The sequence below is a fragment of the Kitasatospora xanthocidica genome, assembly GCF_014656195.1.
GTDB classification, from domain to species: Bacteria; Actinomycetota; Actinomycetes; order Streptomycetales; family Streptomycetaceae; genus Kitasatospora; species Kitasatospora xanthocidica.
The window spans coordinates 563,300-583,716 of record NZ_BNBY01000001.1; the positions used below are offsets into that span (position 1 = coordinate 563,300).

14 protein-coding genes are annotated in these 20,417 nt (G+C 73.1%); all 14 read left to right on the forward strand.

The genetic code is table 11. From position 1 onward, the window contains the following. Positions 1–80: 80 nt before the first annotated feature. Positions 81–1,031: an LAETG motif-containing sortase-dependent surface protein gene (locus IE332_RS02470; RefSeq protein ID WP_189913352.1), complete on the forward strand. Its 951-nt coding sequence runs from the start codon at positions 81–83 to the stop codon at positions 1,029–1,031. Positions 1,032–1,268: 237 nt separating this feature from the next. Further along, positions 1,269–1,880, forward strand: coding sequence for a Uma2 family endonuclease (locus IE332_RS02475; RefSeq protein ID WP_189913353.1), 612 nt, complete (start codon positions 1,269–1,271; stop codon positions 1,878–1,880). After that, positions 1,873–3,249 (forward strand): EF-hand domain-containing protein, encoded by a 1,377-nt coding sequence (locus IE332_RS02480; protein WP_229928231.1) that lies wholly within the window; start codon positions 1,873–1,875, stop codon positions 3,247–3,249. The genes IE332_RS02475 and IE332_RS02480 overlap by 8 nt, the downstream gene beginning before the upstream one ends. A 386-nt stretch (positions 3,250–3,635) precedes the next feature. Continuing rightward, the gene (locus IE332_RS02485; RefSeq protein ID WP_189913354.1) at positions 3,636–5,180 is read left to right on the forward strand and encodes a cytochrome ubiquinol oxidase subunit I; all 1,545 of its coding nucleotides are present in this window, start codon (positions 3,636–3,638) and stop codon (positions 5,178–5,180) included. Positions 5,181–5,215: 35 nt separating this feature from the next. Beyond that, positions 5,216–6,250, forward strand: a complete 1,035-nt coding sequence (gene cydB, locus IE332_RS02490; protein WP_189913355.1) for a cytochrome d ubiquinol oxidase subunit II — start codon at positions 5,216–5,218, stop codon at positions 6,248–6,250. Between the two features lie 4 nt (positions 6,251–6,254). Next, complete coding sequence (gene cydD, locus IE332_RS02495; RefSeq protein ID WP_189913356.1) at positions 6,255–9,815, forward strand: thiol reductant ABC exporter subunit CydD; 3,561 nt, start codon at positions 6,255–6,257, stop codon at positions 9,813–9,815. A 190-nt stretch (positions 9,816–10,005) separates the two neighbouring features. Further along, complete coding sequence (locus IE332_RS02500; protein WP_308437517.1) at positions 10,006–11,673, forward strand: sensor histidine kinase; 1,668 nt, start codon at positions 10,006–10,008, stop codon at positions 11,671–11,673. 237 nt (positions 11,674–11,910) lie between these two features. Further along, a complete protein-coding gene (locus IE332_RS02505) occupies positions 11,911–12,324 on the forward strand; it encodes a YegP family protein (protein WP_189913358.1) in 414 nt (137 codons plus the stop codon). After that, positions 12,314–12,718, forward strand: a complete 405-nt coding sequence (locus IE332_RS02510) for a hypothetical protein (RefSeq protein WP_189913359.1) — start codon at positions 12,314–12,316, stop codon at positions 12,716–12,718. Before IE332_RS02505 ends, IE332_RS02510 begins: the two co-directional genes overlap by 11 nt. Before the next feature lie 437 nt (positions 12,719–13,155). After that, positions 13,156–14,190, forward strand: a complete 1,035-nt coding sequence (locus tag IE332_RS02515) for a PstS family phosphate ABC transporter substrate-binding protein (protein WP_189913360.1) — start codon at positions 13,156–13,158, stop codon at positions 14,188–14,190. Between the two features lie 170 nt (positions 14,191–14,360). Further along, positions 14,361–14,957, forward strand: coding sequence for a hypothetical protein (locus IE332_RS02520; protein WP_189913361.1), 597 nt, complete (start codon positions 14,361–14,363; stop codon positions 14,955–14,957). A gap of 296 nt (positions 14,958–15,253) precedes the next feature. Continuing rightward, positions 15,254–17,938 (forward strand): hypothetical protein, encoded by a 2,685-nt coding sequence (locus tag IE332_RS02525; protein WP_189913362.1) that lies wholly within the window; start codon positions 15,254–15,256, stop codon positions 17,936–17,938. A gap of 149 nt (positions 17,939–18,087) precedes the next feature. Further along, positions 18,088–19,119: a phosphate ABC transporter permease subunit PstC gene (gene pstC, locus IE332_RS02530; protein WP_189913363.1), complete on the forward strand. Its 1,032-nt coding sequence runs from the start codon at positions 18,088–18,090 to the stop codon at positions 19,117–19,119. A 67-nt stretch (positions 19,120–19,186) separates the two neighbouring features. Further along, positions 19,187–20,416, forward strand: coding sequence for a phosphate ABC transporter permease PstA (gene pstA / locus IE332_RS02535; protein WP_189913364.1), 1,230 nt, complete (start codon positions 19,187–19,189; stop codon positions 20,414–20,416). The last annotated feature ends 1 nt before the right edge of the window (position 20,417 follow it).

The window sequence follows — 20,417 nt, forward strand, 5'->3', positions numbered from 1 at the left end:
CCTATGATCGGCTCTGCCCGGCCGGCACGACCTGTCCGGACCGAGGCTTCTGCTTTCATTCCGACCCGAAAGAGGTCATCGTGAAACTCCGCCGTTCCCTGGTTTCGGCCGCCGTCCTCGCCGCCGTGCTCTCGCCCGCCGCCGTGTTCTCCGCGGCACCCGCCTTCGCGGGGACGGCCCCGGTGGCGCGGGCCCAGAGCGACAGCGGCTCGATCGCCGAGCTGGAGAAGGCCGCCGCCGACGCCGCGAAGGCCTACGAGGCCGCCGTCGCCAACGAGGCCAAGGTCAAGGCCGAGTCCTCCGCCTTCATGGACAACCCGGAGCCCTACCTCGGCAAGTTCAAGGCGGCCAAGGAGGCCGCGGCCAAGGCCGCCACCGCCAAGGCCGCCACCGACAAGGAGGCCGAGGAGGCGGCCCAGGCCTACGGCACCGCCAAGGAGGAGGACCTCCCCAAGGCCAGGGAGCGGATGCTGAAGGCGTTCGACGCCGCCAACGCCGCCCTCGCCGTGGTCGAGAAGGCCAAGGCCGCCGTGACCGCGGCCGAGACCGCGATGGACGACGCCAAGGTCGCGGCGTTCATGCGCGGCGTCGACGCCCAGGAGGCCACCAAGGCGGCCCTGGCGGCCAAGACCGCCGCCGACAAGGCACTCGCCGACGCGAAGGCGGCCGCCGAGAAGCCGGTGGAGACGCCGGTCGAGAAGCCGGTGGAGACGCCGGTGGAGAAGCCCGTCGAGCAGCCGGTGCAGAAGCCGGTCGAGCAGCCCGTGGAGAAGCCCGTCGAGAAGCCGACCACCGTCACCCCGGCCTCGGACACCACCAAGGCCTCGACCACGACGGCCACCACCACCTCCGCCACCCAGGCGGCCACCACCACCCAGGCGGCCACCACCGGTTCGACCACCGAGCTCGCCGAGACCGGCTCCGGCCCGGCCACCCCGTACCTCGCCCTGGGCTCCGGCCTCGCCATCAGCCTCGGCGCCGCCGCCCTCTACGTCTCCCGCCGCAAGCCGGCCGCCCGCACCACCCGCTGACCCACCCCGGTTCGCGCCCGCTCGGGAGGAGGCCGCGAACCGCCCCGCACCCCACCGGAACCGCAGGACAGGCCCCGCCCGTCCTGCGGTTCCGCCGTTCCCGGCCCCGAAACTCCTCGATCGGGTGAACCGGACCCCGTTCACCCGGTCGGCCCCTCGGTCGTGTGCGACCGTGCAGCCGTTGCTTGTGCGGACTCGCACGGGCTGATCACACTGGACGGGAAGAGGGGTGTCCCCATGAGCGCGCTCGTTGCCGAGAGGACCGTCGTGAACCTGGACCAGCAGCTGTGGCAGGCGTGGAAGTCCATGGACGTACCCGAGGGCTTCCACGCGGAGATCATTGAGGGGACGATCACGTTGTCACCCACCGGCGGAGTTCGTCACTTCACTGTCAACAGGCGGCTGGGGCGGGCTCTGTACGACCATCTGAGGGGTTCCGGGTACGGGCCTGCGCAGGACGGCAACGTCATTGCCGGCCTCAAGGTGTTCATTCCGGATGTCTTCGTGGCGCCGGACGATGTCGATGAGATCGAGCACCCCGAGGGCGTGGGGGTACTGGCTTCCGGTGTACCGCTGGTCGTCGAGACCGTTTCTCCCGGTGCTGAGGCCCGTAAGCGCGACCACGTCCTCAAGGTTCGCGCCTACGCCGCCGCAGGCATCCCGGTGTACGTGATCATCGATGACCATGATGACGGTGGCATCGTGACCATCCTCACCGGACCGGACCGCGAGCGTCGCGCCTACGAGTACTCCGCCCGCATCCCCTACGGCAAGGAGGCCGTGATCCCCGAGGGCCCCGCCAAGGGCTTCGTGATCGGCCCCGAGATCACCGGCGAGCGCCGTGACTGACCGCGCAGTGGCCGACCGCTCGGTGTCGTTCAAGCGGGACCTGTCCGAGTGGCGGATCCTGCTGGTGGCATGGCGGCTGCTGGTGCTGCAGGGGGCGGATCCGGTGGTGGGGGCCGGGATGGCGGAGCACTCGACGTACCGGGCGCATCCGTGGCGGCGGGTGGAGCACACGCTGGGGAGCGGGCGGCGGCTGTTCTACCAGGACGCGGAGTCGCTGGCGCGGGAGGTCGCCCGGCTGGAGCGGGCGCACAAGCGGATCCGGGGGACGGCGCCGGACGGGCGGTCGTACGACGCCCGGGACGCCGGGACCAGGGCGTGGGTGCTGCTGACGCTCTTCGAGTGCGTGGTCGAGATGCGGCGCCGCGGCGGGGACCCGTACGACGCGGGGCAGTTGGAGGAGGCGTACGCGCAGTTCACCGAGGCGGTCGCGGCCTTCGGCCTGCCGGAGGGTGAACTGCCCGCCACGGCGCAGGACTTGCCGGCCTACTTCGCCCGGTACGCCCGGGAGAGGCTGGAGTTCACCGACGCGGGGCGCTACCTGCTGGGCGACCTGCTGCGGGAGGCGCCCCGGCCGCGGCGGCTGTGGTTCCTCGGGGACGCCGGGTGGCGGGTGGTGCGGGTCGTGGTGGCCCGGGTGATCCACGACCTGACGGTGGCGGACCTGCCGCCGGCGGTGCGGGAGCGGTTCGGGCTGGCCGCCACCCGGCGCGGCGCGGTGCTGTCCTTCGTGCTGCACCGCGGGGCGGGGGCGCTCGTCCGGCTCCTGCCGGACCGGCTGCGCTACCGCTCCGCGGAGGAGGAGCGGCCGCCCCGCCGCTACCGTCCGGACCGGGACACCCGCGGGCCCCGGCTGGACCGGTTCTTCCGCGAGGTGCTGGACCAGACCGGCGACGGCTCGATCACCGTGCACGACCTGCGGGCGATGGCGCACAACGTGTGCTGGCAGCTGGAGCTGGACGAGGCGGGGGAGGCCCGGGTGCACGGGGCCTTCGAGGGCTGGTGGGAGCAGTTGCGCGCGGCGATGGACGCCGACGGTGACGGGAGGGTCAGCCGGGAGGAGTTCGTGGCGGCCACCCTGGCCGGCTGCGACCGGGACGAGGCCTACCTGGAGCAGGGGCTGCTGCCCGCGTTGCGGGCGGTGTTCACCGCGGCGGACACCGACGGCAGCGGCTTCCTGGAGTTCGACGAGTACCGCGTGGTGTTCGGCGGCGCGCGGGTGCACCCGGCCGAGCTGTCGCACGGGTTCCGCCAGTTGGACGCGGACGGGGACGGGCGGATCACCCGGGAGGAGTTCCTGCACGGCTTCACCGAGTTCTTCACCGCCCGCGCCGGCTCCACCTCGGGCACCCAGCTCCTCGGCCGCGCCTGACCGGAGCTGTCAGGCAGTAGCACGCCCCGCCCGCCGACGCGAGCGGGGCGTCGGCCTGTCAAGCGCCGGTTCGGCCAAGAGCGGGACGGCATCCGCCCGGTCGTTCGTTGCCTCCGGCCGGGCCGGTCCGCAGACTGTGCGCACCGCCCGCGAGCCGCCCGCGCACCGCGACGCGAACCGTGACGTAAACCGTGACGCATCGCACAGGACCGTGTACGCCACCCCACCTGCGGTTCCCCCGTAAGGATGGTGGATACTGAGCCTTGTGAACGTGTTCACGTTCACAAGCGGACAAGCTTGCGTGGCTCGTCGGCGGTCCACGGCTATAGAAGATGTTTGTCCGGAATGCGCCCGTCATCACACGGGCAGGCTGGAGAGAGGGCGACGTGGAACTGGCAATCGCTCACGAGACCATCGCGCGATGGCAATTCGGCATCACCACCGTCTACCACTTCCTCTTCGTTCCGCTCACGATCAGCCTGGCCGCCGTGGTGGCCGGTCTGGAGACCGCCTGGGTGCGGACGAACAAGGAGAAGTACTTCCACGCGACGAAGTTCTGGGGAAAGCTCTTCCTCATCAACATCGCGATGGGCGTGGTCACCGGGATCGTCCAGGAATTCCAGTTCGGCATGAACTGGTCCGACTACTCCCGCTTCGTCGGTGACGTCTTCGGCGCCCCGCTCGCGATGGAGGCGCTGATCGCCTTCTTCTTCGAGTCCACCTTCATCGGCCTGTGGATCTTCGGCTGGGACAAGCTGCCGAGGAAGATCCACTGCGCCTGCATCTGGATGGTCGCCCTCGGCACCGTGCTCTCCGCCTACTTCATCCTGGCCGCCAACTCCTGGATGCAGCACCCGGTCGGCTACGCGATCGACCCGGCCACCGGCAAGGCGCAACTGACCGACATCGCCAAGGTGCTGTTCCAGAACACCACCCTCACCGTCGTCGCCCACACCCTGACCGCCGCCTTCCTCACCGGCGCGGCGTTCATGGTCGGCATCTCCTCCTTCCACCTCTGGAAGGCCAAGCGCAAGCCCGAGACGGCCGACCCGAAGAGGACCGCCTCGATGCGCACCTCGCTGCGGCTCGGCCTGGTGCTCGCGGTGGTCTTCGGCGCCGGCACCGCGCTCAGCGGCGACGAGCTGGGCAAGGTCATGTTCGAGCAGCAGCCGATGAAGATGGCCGCCGCCGAGGCCCTGTGGGACACCCAGGCGCCCGCGCCGTTCTCGATCTTCGCGGTGGGCGACGTCAGCAAGGGCCACAACTCGGTCGAGCTGGAGATCCCCGGGATACTGTCCTTCCTCGCCCACAGCGACTTCAGCTCCGCCGTCCCCGGCATCAACGACACCGCGGCCGCCGAGGCCGCCGCGCACGGTGGGGACCCCAAGGACTACATCCCGAGCATCTTCGTCACCTACTGGGGCTTCCGCCTCATGATCGGCTTCGGGATGACCTCCTTCCTGGCCGGCCTGATCGGCCTCTGGACCACCCGGAGGAAGCTCTTCCTGCGCCCCGAGTTCCGCACCGGCGACACCGAGGTGCCCCGGCTGATGCTCACCCCCGGGCGCGAGCTCAGCCCGCTGCTGACCAGGTGGAGCTGGCGGATCGGCATCCTGACCATGGGCTTCCCGCTGATCGCCAACAGCTTCGGCTGGATCTTCACCGAGATGGGCCGTCAGCCCTGGGCCGTCTTCGGCCTGATGACCACGGCCAGCGCGGTCTCCCCCAACGTGGGCGTCGGCACCCAGATCGGGGCGCTGGTCACCTTCACCACGCTGTACGCGATCCTCGCGGTCGTCGAGGTCCGGCTGCTGGTCAAGTACGCCAAGGCCGGCCCGGTGGTGACGGAACAGCCGCCCACCAAGGACCCCTCGCTGCGCGGACCGTCCCCGGACGAGGACGCCGACAAGCCGCTCGCCTTCGCCTACTGAGGACCACTGCGGAACTGCGGAACTGAGGATCTGACATGCAACTCCACGACGTCTGGTTCGTGCTGATCGCGGTCCTGTGGATCGGCTACTTCTTCCTGGAGGGCTTCGACTTCGGGATCGGCATCCTGACCAAGCCGCTGGCCCGGAACACCACCGAGCGGCGGGTGCTGATCAACACCATCGGCCCGGTCTGGGACGGCAACGAGGTCTGGCTGCTCACCGCCGGCGGCGCCACCTTCGCGGCTTTCCCGGACTGGTACGCGACGCTCTTCAGCGGCTTCTACATCCCGCTGCTGGTGATCCTGGTCTGCCTGATCGTCCGCGGCGTGGCCTTCGAGTACCGGGCCAAGCGGGACGGCGCCCGCTGGCAGCGGAACTGGGAGGAGGCCATCTTCTGGACCTCGCTCCTGCCGGCCTTCCTCTGGGGCGTGGCCTTCGCCAACATCGTGCGCGGCGTGGACATCGACGCGCAGAAGAACTACGTCGGCGGCCTCGGGGACCTGCTGAACCCGTACGCGCTGCTCGGCGGCCTGGTGACGCTCTCCCTGTTCACCTTCCACGGCGCGGTGTTCGCCGCGCTCAAGACGGTCGGCGAGATCCGTGAGCGGGCCCGCCGGGCCGCGCTGCGGGCCGGGCTGGCCGCCGCGGTGCTGGCGCTGGTCTTCCTGGTCTGGACGCAGGGCCACAGCGGCAACGGGCGCAGCCTGGTCGCCCTGGTGGTCGCCGTGCTCGCCCTGGTCGGCGCCCTGGCCGCCAACCAGCTGGGCCGCGAGGGCTGGGCGTTCGTCCTCTCCGGGGCGACCATCGTGGCCGCCGTCGCGATGCTCTTCCTGGCGCTCTTCCCGAACGTCATGCCGTCCACCCTGAACGACGGCTGGAGCCTGACCGTCACCAACGCGGCCTCCTCGCCGTACACGCTGAAGCTGATGACCGTCGTGGCCGCGGTCTTCACCCCGCTGGTGCTGCTCTACCAGGGCTGGACGTACTGGGTGTTCCGCAAGCGGATCGGCGTCCAGCACATCCCCGGGCACGCCCCCGCCGCCCCGGCCGCGCCGCTCGACCGGGGATGACGCGATGAAGCCGGTCGACCCCCGACTCCTCGGGTACGCCCGCACCACCCGGGTCTTCCTCGCCGGATCCGTGCTCCTCGGCGCGGCCGGCGCGGCCCTGGTGGTCGCCCAGGCGAGTCTGCTCGCCGAGATCGTCGTCCGCGCCTTCCAGCGCGGGGCGACGCCCGGCGAACTGACCACGCCGCTGCTGCTGCTCGCCCTGACGGCCGTCGGGCGCGGGCTGGTCGGCTGGCTCACCGAACTCACCGCGCACCGGTCCGTCGCCCGGGTGAAGTCCGTCCTGCGGCGCCGGCTGCTCGACCACGCCACCGCGCTCGGCCCGGCCTACCTGGCGGGCCGGCGCACCGGCGAACTCACCACCCTCGCCACCCGCGGCGTCGACGCCCTGGACGACTACTTCGCCCGCTACCTGCCGCAGCTGGCGCTGGCCGTGGTCGTGCCGGTGATCGTGCTGCTGCGGATCGTCGGCGCCGACTTCACCTCGGCCGCGATCATCGCCGGCACGCTGCCGCTGATCCCGCTGTTCATGGTGCTGATCGGGCTGGCCACCCAGGCCCGGATGGACCGGCAGTGGAACACCCTGGCCCGGCTCTCGCACCACTTCCTCGACGTGGTCGCCGGGCTGCCCACCCTCAAGGTGTTCAACCGGGCCCGCACCCAGGCCGCCACCATCGCCCGGATCACCGCCGACTACCGCCGCGCCACCCTGCGCACCCTGCGGATCGCCTTCATCTCCTCCTTCACCCTGGAACTGCTCTCCACCCTCTCGGTCGCGCTGGTCGCCGTCACCGTCGGCTTCCGGCTGGTGGACGGCACCCTCGACCTGGAGACCGGGCTGCTGATCCTGGTCCTCGCCCCCGAGGTGTACGTCCCGATCCGCCAGGTCGGCGCGCTCTACCACTCCAGCGTCGAGGGACTGACCGCCGCCGACGAGCTGTTCCGGGTGCTGGAGACCCCGCTGCCCGCCGCCGGCACCGTCCCCGCCCCCGCCCTGGCCGGGGCGCGGATCGACGCCGAGGGCCTGGTCGTCCGGCACCCCGGACGGACCGAACCCGCCCTGGACGGCGCCGCGCTGACCCTGCGCCCGGGCACCACCACGGCGCTCACCGGCCCCAGCGGCGCCGGCAAGTCCACCCTGCTGGCCGTCCTGCTCGGCCTCACCGCCCCCGGCGCCGGCACCGTCCGGATCACCGCCGCCGACGGCCGGTCGTACGAGCTGGCCGAGCTGGAGCCGGAGAGCTGGCGGCGGCAGATCGCCTGGGTGCCGCAGCACCCGCACCTGTTCGCCGGGACGGTCGCCGACAACCTGCGGCTCTACCGGCCCGGCGCCACCGACGCCCAGCTGTGGACGGCGCTGCGGGCCGCCCACGCGCTCGACTTCGTCACCGACCTCGCCGCCGGGCTCGGCGAGGACGGCGCCGGGCTCTCCGCCGGGCAGCGCCAGCGCCTCGCCCTCGCCCGGGTGCTGCTCGCCGACGACCGGCCGCTGGTGCTGCTGGACGAGCCGACCGCCAACCTGGACGGCGCCTCCGAGGCGGCCGTCGTGGACGCCGTCCGGGCGCTCGCCGAGGACCCGGCGCGCACCGTGCTGATCGTCGCGCACCGGCCGGCGCTGCTGGCCGTCGCGGACCACCGGGTCCGGCTCGCCGGGGCCCCGGCTCTTCCGGCCACCGCCGTACCGGCCACCGCTCCGCTCACCCCGCTCTCCCACAGCGGCCGCCCGACGCCCGCCCCCGCCGTCCCCGAGGAGCCCGAACCCGAGACCGGCGCCACGCCCCGGCTGGCCCTGTCCGTCCTGCTCGGCGCCCTCGCCCTCGGCTGCGCCGTCGCGCTGATGGCCACCTCCGGCTACCTCATCTCCCGCGCCTCCGAGATGCCGCCGGTGCTCTACCTGATGATGGCCGTCACCTCGGTACGGGCCTTCGGCATCGGCCGCAGCGTCTTCCGCTACGCCGAACGGCTGGTCTCGCATGACGCGGTGCTGCGCACCCTGGGCACCCTGCGGGCCGCCGTCTACCGGCGGCTGAGCGAGCTCGCCCCGGCCGGGCTGCCCGCCTTCCGGCGCGGTGACCTGCTCTCCCGGCTGGTCGCCGACGTGGACGCGGTCCAGGACCACTACCTGCGCTGGCGGCTGCCCGCCGCCGTCGCGGGCCTGGTCGGGCTGGCCTCGACGGTGGCCCTGGCCGCCTTCCTGCCCGCCGCCGGGGCGGTGCTCGGCCTCGGGCTGCTGCTCGCCGGCGTCCTGGTGCCCGCGCTGGCCGCCCGCTGGTCGGCCGGTGCCGAGCGGCGGCAGGCCCCGGCGCGCGGCCGCCTGGCCACCGCCGTGGTGGACGCCCTCACCGGCACCGCCGAACTCACCGTGGCCGGCGCGCTGCCCGGCCGGCTGGCCGCCGTCCGCACCGCCGACGCCGCGCTGACCAGGCTGGCTGCCCGCTCGGCCGCCACCACGGCGCTCGGCACCGGGCTGATCGCGCTGCTCACCGGGCTGACGGTGGCGGCCGCGGCGGCCGTCGGGGTCCAGGGGGTGCGCGCCGGGGCGCTGGCGCCGGTCTGCCTGGCCCTGGTGGTGCTGACCCCGCTGGCCGCCTTCGAAGCGGTCACCGGGATGCCGCTCGCCGTCCAGGCCCGCCAGCGCGGCCGCGCCGCGCGGGCCCGGCTGGACGAGGTGCTCGACGCCCCCGCCCCGGTGGCGGAACCTCAGGGCCCGGCCGAGCTGCCCGAGCAGCCGCTGCCGATCGCGGTGCGCGGGCTGACCGTCCGGTACCCCGGACAGGCGGTGGACGCGCTCGCCGGGGTCGACCTCGACCTCGCGCCCGGCCGCCGGATCGCCGTGGTCGGCCCGTCCGGCTCCGGCAAGACCACCCTCGCCCAGGCGCTGCTGCGCTTCCTGGAGCCGGGCGCGGGCACCGTCACCTTCGCCGACGGTCGTCCACAGGCTGTGGACAGTCGCGCGCTCGCGGGCGAGGACGTCCGCCGGGTGATCGGGCTCTGCGCGCAGGACGCCCACGTCTTCGACAGCTCGCTGCGGGAGAACCTGCGGCTGGCCCGGCCCGGAGCGGGGGAGGACGAGCTGCGCGCCGCGCTCGCCGCCGCCCGGCTGCTGGACTGGACCGAGGGCCTGCCGGACGGCCTGGACACCATGGTCGGCGAGCACGGCGCCCGGCTGTCCGGCGGCCAGCGCCAACGGCTCGCACTCGCTCGGGCGCTGCTCGCGGACTTCCCCGTCCTGGTCCTGGACGAGCCCGCCGAACACCTCGACCTGCCCACGGCCGACGCGCTCACCGCCGACCTGCTGGCCGCCACCGCGGGCCGCAGCACCGTGCTGATCACCCACCGGCTGGCCGGTCTGGGCGACGCCACGGTGGACGAGGTGCTGGTGCTGGACGGCGGCCGGGTGGTGGAGCGGGGGCGCTGGTCCGAGCTGGTCGCCGACCCGGACGGGCGGCTGCACGCCATGTGGCGGCGGGAGCGGGAGGCGGACGGGCTGCTGGAGGCGGACGGCTTGGCGGCGGACGGGCTGCCGGCGGCCGGGCCGGTGGCGGCCGTCGCGCCAAGCTTCATCTGAAAACCGTACAAACTAGGCTTTCTGCATGGACCCCACGCCGGACCTCTCCGAGGCCGCTCCCGAGCCCGAGCCCGAGGCCGCTCCCGAGCAGACACCCCACCGGGTGCCCGAGATCGCCTCGCTCGGCCTGGACACCCTGGTCACCGAGGTCGCCGAGCGCCTGCAGTCGGCCGCCGCCGTCACCGACCGGATGCAGCGGCTGCTGGAGGCGGTGGTCTCCATCGGGGCCGGCCTGGACCTGCACGCCACCCTGCACCGGATCGCCACCGGCGCCGCCGAACTGGTCGACGCCCGCTACGCGGCGCTCGGCGTGATCGCCCCCGGCGGCACCGGACTGGCCGACTTCATCCACGTCGGCGTGGACGACGGGACCGCCGCCGGGATCGGCGAGCTGCCCGCCGGCCGGGGCATCCTCGGGGTGCTCATCGACCGCCCCGAACCGCTGCGGCTGACCGACCTCGGCGCCGACCCGCGCTCCTCCGGGTTCCCGGCGCACCACCCGCAGATGAACACCTTCCTGGGCGTGCCGATCCGGGTCCGCGAGGAGGTGTTCGGCAACCTCTACCTCACCGAGAAGAAGGGCGGCGGCGCCTTCACCCCCGAGGACGAGCAGGTCGTGCACGCGCTCGCCGCGGCGGCCGGCGTCGCGATCGAGAACTCCCGGCTGTACGAGGAGGGCCGCCGCCGCGAACGCTGGATCGCCGGCGCCGCCGCCGTCACCACCGCGCTGCTCTCCGCCGAGCAGGCCGAGACGGCGCTGACCGTCGCCGCCGAACAGGTGAGGGAGCTGGCGAACGCCGCGCTCGGCATGATCCTGCTGCCGACCGGCCCGGAGGGCGAGGGGGACGGGCAGATGCGGGTCGCCCACGCCTCCGGCGAGGTGGCCGAGTTCGTCCGCGGCGAGCTGCTGCCCAAGGAGAGCTTCGCGGCCCGGCTGCTGGAGGGGGAGAGCGTCCACCTCGACGACATGTCCAGCGACCCGACCGTGGTGATGCGGCTGGCCCGCCGCTTCGGCCCGTCCATGGCGGTGCCGATGGTCGCCGCCGGGCGGGTGCTCGGCGGGCTCTGCGTCTGGCGCCCGTGCGGCGCGCTGCCGTTCACCGACGGCGAGAAGCAGCTCGCCGAGACCTTCGCCTCGCAGGCCGCGCTCGCCCTGCGGCTCGCCGAGGGCCAGCGCGACCAGCAGCGCCTCGCCGTCTTCCAGGACCGCGACCGGATCGCCCGCGACCTCCACGACCTGGTGATCCAGCGGCTGTTCGCCACCGGGATGATGCTGGAGAGCGCGGCCCGGCGGGCGGTCGTCCCCGAGGTGAGGACCGGCATCGGCAAGGCGGTCGACGAACTGGACGCCACCATCCAGGAGGTCCGCACCACCATCTACGCCCTCCAGCACGACAACCACGGCGACGCGCCCGACACCCTGCGCACCCGGGTGCTGCGGGAGGCCAGCCAGGCCGCGGCGGCGCTCGGCTTCAAACCCTCGGTGAGCTTCGTCGGGCCGGTGGAGAGCCTGGTCGGCGACCAGACCGGACGTCAACTCCTCGCCGCCCTCAGGGAGATGCTCTCCAACACGGCGCGCCACGCCCGGGCCTCCCGGGTCGGCGTGGAGATCGACGCGACCGTCCACCTGGGCGACGACGGCCGGCCGGTCGGCGGCGACCCGGAGTCGCTGGACCGGAGCGGGCGGCCCGGCGTGCTGCTCTCCGTGACCGACGACGGCGTAGGCATCCCGGCGGGCGGCCGGCGCAGCGGACTGCTCAACCTGACCCGCCGCGCCGAGGCGCTCGGCGGCGACGCCTGGCACGAGCGCGGGCCCTACCGGAAGGGCACCACGGTGCGCTGGACGGCCCGGCTCTGAGCGCGGTCGCGATTCCCTCCTTTACCAGCGCTTTGATCTCGGCACTTTCCGTCCGGAACCCGCCCGGGGAGGACCGAGGAGGGTTTCGGACAAGAACAAGTGAAAGTTAAACGAGGGAGAACTTCCCGACCAACAGCGCAAGTTGTGAACGTTCTGGGCTTTCACCGGCTCCGTGTGCACACATAGCTTTGCTCCGTCTCGGAGGGGAACCGGAGGGGCGACCGGACGGAGGGGGCAGTGGAAGCTGCCGGCCGCGGGTACACCGCAGCAGGGGCAAGTCGAGGGGGGTTCCGCACCGAACGGGCCGCGGACGGGCGCTACCGCTGGCAACTGAAGGCGCCCAACGGCCGGGTGGTCGCGATCACCCCGGCCGCGTTCGAGACGGCCGCGGAGGCCGAGCGCGGCTTCGACGGCCTGCGGACCGGGGCGGTCGAGCTGACCGCCCGCATCACCCACGTCCGGGACGGCATCGGCTGGGTCTGGGTCATCCCGGAGTCGCGCGAGCTCCCCGAGGTGCGGTCCAGTCGCGCGTACGAGCGGTACGCGACCTGTCAGAACGCCTTCCGGCGGTTCGTGGTGCTGCTGTCCAAGCAGCAGCCGCGCGAACTGCCCGACCGTGCCGCGCCGTTGAGACGCACCGATGGCCGCTGAACGGCGCGGTCCGCGGCTGCTGATCGTTCCGGCGGCCGACCGCTGCCTCGGCTGGGCGCTGCGCGCCGCCAACGGGCGGCCGCTCGGCGTGGGCGCGCGGACGTACCGCAGCGAGGACGAACTCTCGGAAGCGGTGAGAGAGTTGCTGATCGAGCGGGCCGCGCTCCGCTGCTCGATCGGGCAGTCCGAGGGGCGCCAGTGGGTCTGGGCCGCCTACCTGCCGGTGCGAAGCACCCGGCCGGGGGCGGCCTCCGCCGTTCCGGTCGCCCGCAGCGCCCGCGGCTACCTGCGCCGCGACCAGTGCCAGGCGGGGATCGAGGGGTTCCTGGCCGGACTGCGGTGGGTGGGGCAGGAGTCGCGCCGGTCCGGGCGCGACGGCCGCCGGCCGCTGTAGTCCGTCACCGTCGTTGCCGGGCCGTCGCTCCCGAGCCGTTGTCCCCGGCCGTGATTCGTCGTGCCCCGCGCCGTGGTTCGCCGCCGTAGTGCGGTGGTTCGCCGGCCATGCGTCGTGGACGCTGCTTCGTTCGTGCGTTTCCGGTGAAGCCGAGGTTTCCGGCAACACCCCGAGCAGCTTCCTGGAGAAGAACGTCGACGCTGTTCGGAGGCCCGGTTCCGACCCGGTCGCGTCCGCGCTGACCAGTGCCTAAACCTCGCTGAACCGATGAGTCGACAATCCCCGGCCGGGCTCGGCCTCCCTTCCGGCGGAACCCGCCCGGCGGACAGGATCTGCACTGCCGGACGGGCCGCAGCGGACGCGGTCACCGGCCCCGGACTCCCGACCGGAGTACGGGTTCACGCGATGGACGTCTCTCCCACCGGAGGAAGAGAAACATGCGTAAGACCGCTGCCAACCTGCTTGCCGCCGCCGCGCTGGCGACCTCGCTCGCCACCGTCTTCGCGGGCACCGCCACCGCCGACCCGGCCGTCCTGCCGAACTCCCAGGACATCGTGGGCGTCGGCTCGGACACCACCCAGGCCGTGCTGAACCAGCTCTCCGCCGACTACAACGCGACGGTCACCAACCCGAGCGCCCCCCACCTGTACAGCTGGGACGCGATCCCGGCCGGCACCATCACCACCAAGTCGGGCGCCACCCCGATCACCCGCCCGAACGGCTCCGGCGCCGGCATCACCGCGCTGAACGCCAACACCAGCGCCACCGTGGACTTCGCCCGCTCCTCGCGCGCCCCGCAGCCGACCGACCCGACCACCGACGACTTCGTCGCGCTGGCCAAGGACGCCGTCTCCTGGGCCGCCCCGTCCGGCGGCAACGCCCCGGCGAACCTGACCACGCAGAACCTGAAGGACATCTACACCTGCACGGTCACCAACTGGACCCAGATCAACGCGTCGCTCCCCAACGCCACGATCAAGCCGTTCCTGCCGCAGACCGGCTCCGGCACCCGCTCCTTCTTCCTGACCACCATCGGTGGCGGCACCGCCGTCAACCCGGGCGCCTGCGTCACCAGCGGCACCCAGGAGAACCAGGGCAGCGACCCGGCCCTGGCCGACGTCAACGCGCTGGTCCCCTACTCCGTGGCCCACTACATCGGCCAGGTCTACTTCGGCAAGGGCAGCGGCGCCGACGTCCAGGGCCCGCTGACCATCCGCTCCGTCGACGGCACCGCGCCGGTCGACACCGTGAACAAGACGATCAGCTCCGCGTTCGCGGCCACCCCGTACGCCCGCGTGGTCTACAACGTCTTCCGTGACGCCGAGTGGACCGCGACCGACGTCCACGGCACCACCCTGCGCGCCATCTTCGGCCGCGGTGGCTGGATCTGCGCCAACGGTGCCACCACCATCAAGAGCTTCGGCTTCCTGCCGCTGTCCTCCTTCGCCTGCGGCAGCGTCACCCACTCCTGAACCACCCGCACCACACCGGCGGCCGCGGGGGCCTCGTCCCCGCGGCCGCCGGCCCGGTGGGGCGCCGGAACGGGGGCCCGCGGCGGCGTCAGCCGCGCATGAGCTCCTCCCGAGCTCCGTCGAACCGCACGACCGGCCATCACCCCTCTCCCTCTCCCAAGGAGTTCGGCATGACCCGCATCAGCGCCCGCCTGGCCTCGACCGGCGCCGCCGTCGTCCTCGCCCTGACCGCCGTGAGCGGTGCGGCCGTCGCGGACACCCCCGCCACCGCGCCGGCCGCCGGCCAGGCCGTGATCACCACCGACGTGAACTTCCTGTCGGCCGCCGCGCTCAAGGGCATCGTGGTCATCCCGCTCCAGCCCGCCAACCCGACCTTCGACCCGAACGCCGGGCTCACCGTGACCCTTCCGGTGAGCGGCGGCGCCGCGAACATCCCGGCCTTCTACGGTGACGTGCAGTTCGGCGGCGGGCTGCTCTTCCTGAACCTCTCCACGGGCAGGAGCGTGACCTTCAAGCAGTTCGACTTCTCGGTCGCCAACGGCTACTTCACCGCCGTGCCGAACGGCTCCACCACCCCCGTCCCGCTCCTGGACCCGGCCGGGGACAACGTGATCAACCGCAACGGCCTCACCCAGAACCTGAACTCCTCCAGCTTCCAGGTGGACGCCGAGGGCGCCACGTACCTCGACGCCAAGCTCGGCACCACCTTCTTCACCGCCGGCCAGCAGGTCGGTTCGCTCGCGCTCTCCTACACCCCGGCGCACTGAACCCCGGCGCTGTCCCGCACCCCGGCGCACTGAACCGCGCCGCACCGAAACCGGCGCACTGAACCGCGCCGCACCGAGCCGTTGACCGGCGGGCCCGTGCCTCGGCGCGGGCCCGCCGCTTGCGGATTTCCCAACTCCGGTACGGAGTCGCCGCGTTGTGGTCTCGTACATCTGGCCGACCGGATCCCGCCATGTCCGGCTGGCCGAATAGTACGCACGGAATGGTCCGTCCCCAGCGCGATCGACGCCCTCGCGCCGCCTCTCCTCGGCGGCCCGCACCTCCCGGAGGCCCCGCCATGAGAAACCGCGTACCCGACCCGAGAGGCCGAGGGCGGTGGCGTCGCCGACTACCGGCGCTGGCGCTCGTCAAGGCCGTGGTGGCGGCGCTCGCCGTCGTTCCGATCGGGTTGGGCGCGGTGCCGCAGGCACACGCCGACTCGGCCATGACGGTGAAGGGCCCGAAGGTCTGGATCCCGGCCACCAAGACGTACGGTCCCGAGGGCAGCGTGTCGGTCTCCCAGACCGCCAACCTGACCAACCAGGTGCTCCAGGTCTCCTGGAGCGGCTTCACGCCGACCGTCTCGCTGGGCTCCAAGGCCCCCGTCCAGGTGGCGGTCAAGGAGTCGAACTTCATCCTCTACGCGGTGCGGATCTACCAGTGCCGCGGCACCGACCCGGCGGTGACGGACTGCTACGGCAGCACCCTCTACGGCGGCGACCCGGCGAAGGGCTTCGAGCAGCCGCCCCGTCCGACGCACCTGGAGACGCCGGAGTGGCCCACCAACCAGGTGATCGCCGCGACCGGGCCGGACGGCTCGGGCACCGCCTCGATCGAGGTGTGGAGCGCCAAGGAGAGCGCCACGCTGGGCTGCGACGCGACCCACCCGTGCTCCCTGGTGGTCGAGCCGAACTACGGCGGCGACCCGCTGGACCTCTTCCAGGTCCAGAACGGCGGGGCCGACTGCGAGTTCCACGACCTGGACGACGATCCGGACGGCTACACCGCCGCCGACGGGATCATGAAGCCCGGCCCCGCCTTCCAGAACTGGAAGACCGGCAACCGGACCAGCGAGCAGTGCGCCTGGAAGCACCGGACCGTGGTCCCGCTCAGCTTCGCCCCCACGGCGGACTCCTGCGCGGCCAGCGACCAGGCCTTCGGCGCGGCCGGACTGGAGCTGGCCAACCGGGCCATGCAGCAGTGGCGGGCCGGGCTCTGCCTGGGCAGCTCGCCGATGACCGTCGGCTACGTCCCGGCCGGTGGTGAGCCGCAGGCCCGCGCCGCCTTCCTGGGCGGCAGCGGCAGCACCGAGGTCGCGCTGACGGCGCGGCCGGACCGCTCCCCGCCCCCGCGTCCGTACGTCTACGCCCCGCTCGCCACGACCGGGATCTCGGTCGCGTTCGTGGTCGACGACCCGGCGACCGGCCGGCAGATTCGCGACATGAGGCTGAACGCCAGGCTCCTGGCCAAACTGCTGACCCAGTCCTACGCGTCCCCGGGCTCCACGATCCCCTCCGTGGCCGGCAACCCGACCTGCCTCTTCACCGACCCCGAGTTCCAGCAGCTCAACCCGGAGACCGCGGCCAACGGGATCCACTGGCCGAAGAGCTGCGGCGGGATCCTGACGATCTACCCCGGCGTTCCCGGCGGCACCACCGACTTCACCTACCTGGTGACCTCCTGGGTGGCCGCCGATCCCGACGCGGCCCGCTTCCTCGACGGTGAGCGCGACCCGTGGGGCATGCGCGTCGACAGCTTCTACCTGAAGCCCAAGTTCGCCGGTTACCCCTCTGAGGCCTTCCAGACCCAGGACTTCACCGGGCCCGACCGGGACGGCACGGCCGTGGACCTCCGGCACTGGAAGCAGTACGAGTGGAACCCCTCCCTCGACGGCATCGGGCGGGTGGCCCGCAACCTGATGCAGAGCCAGCCCAACTGCCAGGACCCGAACATCGACCCGGTCACCAACGGCCACAAGCCCTGCGCGGTGCAGGCCGTCGGCCAGCGCGCGATGCTCGCCATCATGGACACCGCCCAGGCCAAGGCGTTCTCGCTGCCCGAGGCCGCGCTGCTCAACCCGGCCGGCTCCTACGTGTCGCCCTCCACGGCCGGCTTCCAGGCCGCCGTCGCCGACATGCCGACCGACCCCGCCACCGGGGTCCAGCAGCTGCCGTACGGCACGCCCGACACCGCGTTCTCGCGGGACCAGCGCGCCTACCCGCTGAGCGTCGTCCAGTACGCGATGGTGCCGACCGGCGGGGTGCCCGCCGCGAAGGCCGCCTCGATCGCGCAGTTCCTCAGGACGGTGACCACCGACGGCCAGACCTACGGCCTCGCGCCGGGCCAGCTCGCCCAGGGCTACCTGGCCCTGAACGGGGCCCAGCGGCAGCAGGCCCAGGAGGCGGTCCAGCACGTCGCCGCCCAGGACGGCAAGCTGCCCGGCAACCAGACCGCGCCCCCGGCCCCGGGCACCGACCCGGGCACCCCGGAGAGCGGGAACGGCGGCTCGGCCACCGGCGGCACGACCGGCGGCACCGGCCCGGTGAACACCGCCGGCACCGACACCGGTACCGCCGGCAGCGGCGGCGGCTCGGCCTCCGGCGGCACCGGCCTCGGCTCCTCCGACGGTTCCTCCGGTGGCTCGTCCGGTGGCTCGTCCGGCGGCCTGTCCGGCACCGGCTCCACCGGCACGGGTACGGCCGGCGGCGCCGCGGCGCCCGGCACCCCGGCGGCCGGCGGCAAGCCCGGCGCGACCGCGGCCCCCTCCGCCGCTCCCTCCGGCGGCCCGCTCGCCGCGGCCCCGGTCGGCAGCCCGGTGCCCGACCGGCCCGGCACCGCCCGGCTGCTGCTGCCGATCGCGCTGATCGCGGGCCTGGTGCTGCTGGTCGGCGGACCGGCCGCGCTCTTCCTGGGCGGCACCCCGGCCGGCGCGAAGGTGCTGGCCGGAGCCCGCACCCAGTGGTCGCGGCTGCGCCGCAAGTAGCGGAGCGCGCTCGGCGGGGCCGTCCGTTCCGGCCCCGCCGAGCGCTTCCCTCCCGCCGAGCGCTTCCCTCCCGCCGAGGCAGCGCCCCGGACCCTCACCGAGCACGCCCGTTCCCGAGCACGTCCGTTCCCGAGCACGGAGAGCACACCATGACATCGGCCGCTCAGCCCGCGGCACCGTACGCCGGGGCGCCACGCCAACCCGGCCACGGGCCCGACCAGGACGTCCCGCGCACCGTCACCGCCCCCGCGACCCCGGGTGACCGGGTGTTCCGCGGCGTGCTGCGGCTGGCCGGCCTCTCGGTCTTCGCGATCATGGGACTGATCGCCTTCTTCCTGATCCTGCGCGGCACCGACGCGCTGCGCACGGTCGGCTGGTCCTTCCTGACCGAGCAGAAGTGGCAGACCGCCGCCCACAACTTCGGCATCGCCGCCGTGCTGCCCAACGGCCTGCTGATCGCGGTGATCGCGCTGGTCATCGCCGTCCCGGTGGCACTCGGCACCGCGATCTTCATCTCCGAGTACGCGCCGGTGCGGCTGCGCGCCGCGCTGATCTCGCTCGTCGACCTGATGGCGGCGATCCCCAGCATCGTCTACGGCCTGTGGGGCCTGTTCTTCCTGCAGCCGCGGATCATCGGCTTCGTCCGCTGGATGGCCAACCACCTGGGCGACACCATCCCCTTCCTCAAGGTGCGCATCGGCGACATCGGCACCTCGTACACCTCCTCGACCTTCATCGCCGGCGTGGTGGTCTCCCTGATGATCATCCCGATCGTCACCTCGCTCAGCCGGGAGGTCTTCTCCCAGGCCCCGCAGGGCGAGCGGGAGGGCGCGTACGCGCTGGGCTCCACCCGCTGGGGGATGGTCCGCGCGGTGGTGCTGCCGTTCGGCAAGGGCGGCGTGATCGGCGCGGTCATGCTGGGTTTCGGCCGGGCGATGGGCGAGACCATCGCCGTCGCGCTGATCATCTCGCCGAACTTCAAGGCCATCACGCACATCCTGGAGAACGGCGCCAACTCGATCTCCGCGCTGATCGCGCTGCGCTTCGGCGAGTCGGACGCGCTGTCGCTCTCCGCGCTGATGGCCGCCGGTCTGGTGCTGTTCGCGCTCACCCTGCTGGTCAACGTGCTGGCCGGGATCGTCATCAACCGCTCGCGCTCCGGCGCCGCGACGGCGGACTGACCGTGACGGACCGTCAGCACGACGACGCCCGGGCGAGCCGCCGACCGAACCGTGAAGGGACCAACCGATGACCACGCTCGACCTGCCGCCGGTCGCGGCGTCCGGGCCCGCCGGTGCGCCCGCGCCCGCCGCGGTCGACCCGCCGCGGCCCGAGAAGAGGATCCGGATCGGCGGCGTCACCCGCGACGACGTCCTCACCGTGGCGGGCGCCGCGACCGGCTCGCTCGCGCTGGACTGGGTGCTGTACGAGCGGGTGCTGCCGTTCAGCGGCGCCTTCGGCTTCCTGATCTGCTGGTACCTGCTCTTCCTGGCCGGCTACTACCTGCTCGGCCGGCTCCAGTGGAACCCGATGATGGTGCGCGACCGGCTGATCGCCGTGGTCGCCTGGAGCTCCGGGCTGCTGGTGGTCGGGCTGATCGCCGACCAGATCGGCTACGTCGGCAGCCGCGGCTGGGAGGCGGCCCAGCACCTCAACTTCTTCACCGAGTCGATGGAGCACACCGGCCCGCTCGACCCGCTCACCTCCGGCGGCGCCCTCAACGCGATCGTCGGCTCGCTCGAACAGCTGGGTCTGGCCACCCTGTTCGCCGTTCCGCTGGGCATCGCGGCGGCCGTCTTCATGTCCGAGGTCGGCGGCCGGCTGGCCCGCCCGGTGCGCACCCTGGTCGAGGCGATGACGGCGCTGCCGTCCATCGTGGCCGGCCTGTTCATCCTCGGCGTCGTGATCATCACCTTCGGCTTCGAGAAGAGCGGCCTCGCGGCCTCGCTCGCGCTCACCGTGATGATGATGCCGATCGTCACCCGGGCCGCCGAGGTGGTCATCCGGCTGGTGCCCGGCACGCTGCGCGAGGCCTCGTACGCGCTCGGCGGCAGCCAGTGGCGCACGGTGTGGAACGTGGTGCTGCCCACCGCCCGGCCCGGCCTGGTGACCGCGGTGGTGCTCGGCATGGCGCGCGGCGTCGGCGAGACCTCGCCGGTGCTGCTGACCTCCGGCTTCACCTCGCAGTTCAACGGCAGCCCCGTGGACGGGCACCAGGTCTCGCTGCCGCTGTACATCTGGAACTACGTCAAGCAGCCGTACGACGGGATGATCGCGCGCGGCTTCGCGGCCGGTCTGACCCTGATGGGCGTGGTCCTGATCCTCTTCGTCACCGCGCGCGTGCTCGGCGGCCGCAGGCCCGGGCAGCTGACCCGGGCGCAGAGGCGCCGGTTCGACCGGGAGGCCCGCCGGCAGAGGGCGGCCGCCGCCGGCGGAGTGGCCCGCCCGTACGCGCTCCCACCGCGGGCCGAGCGCTGAT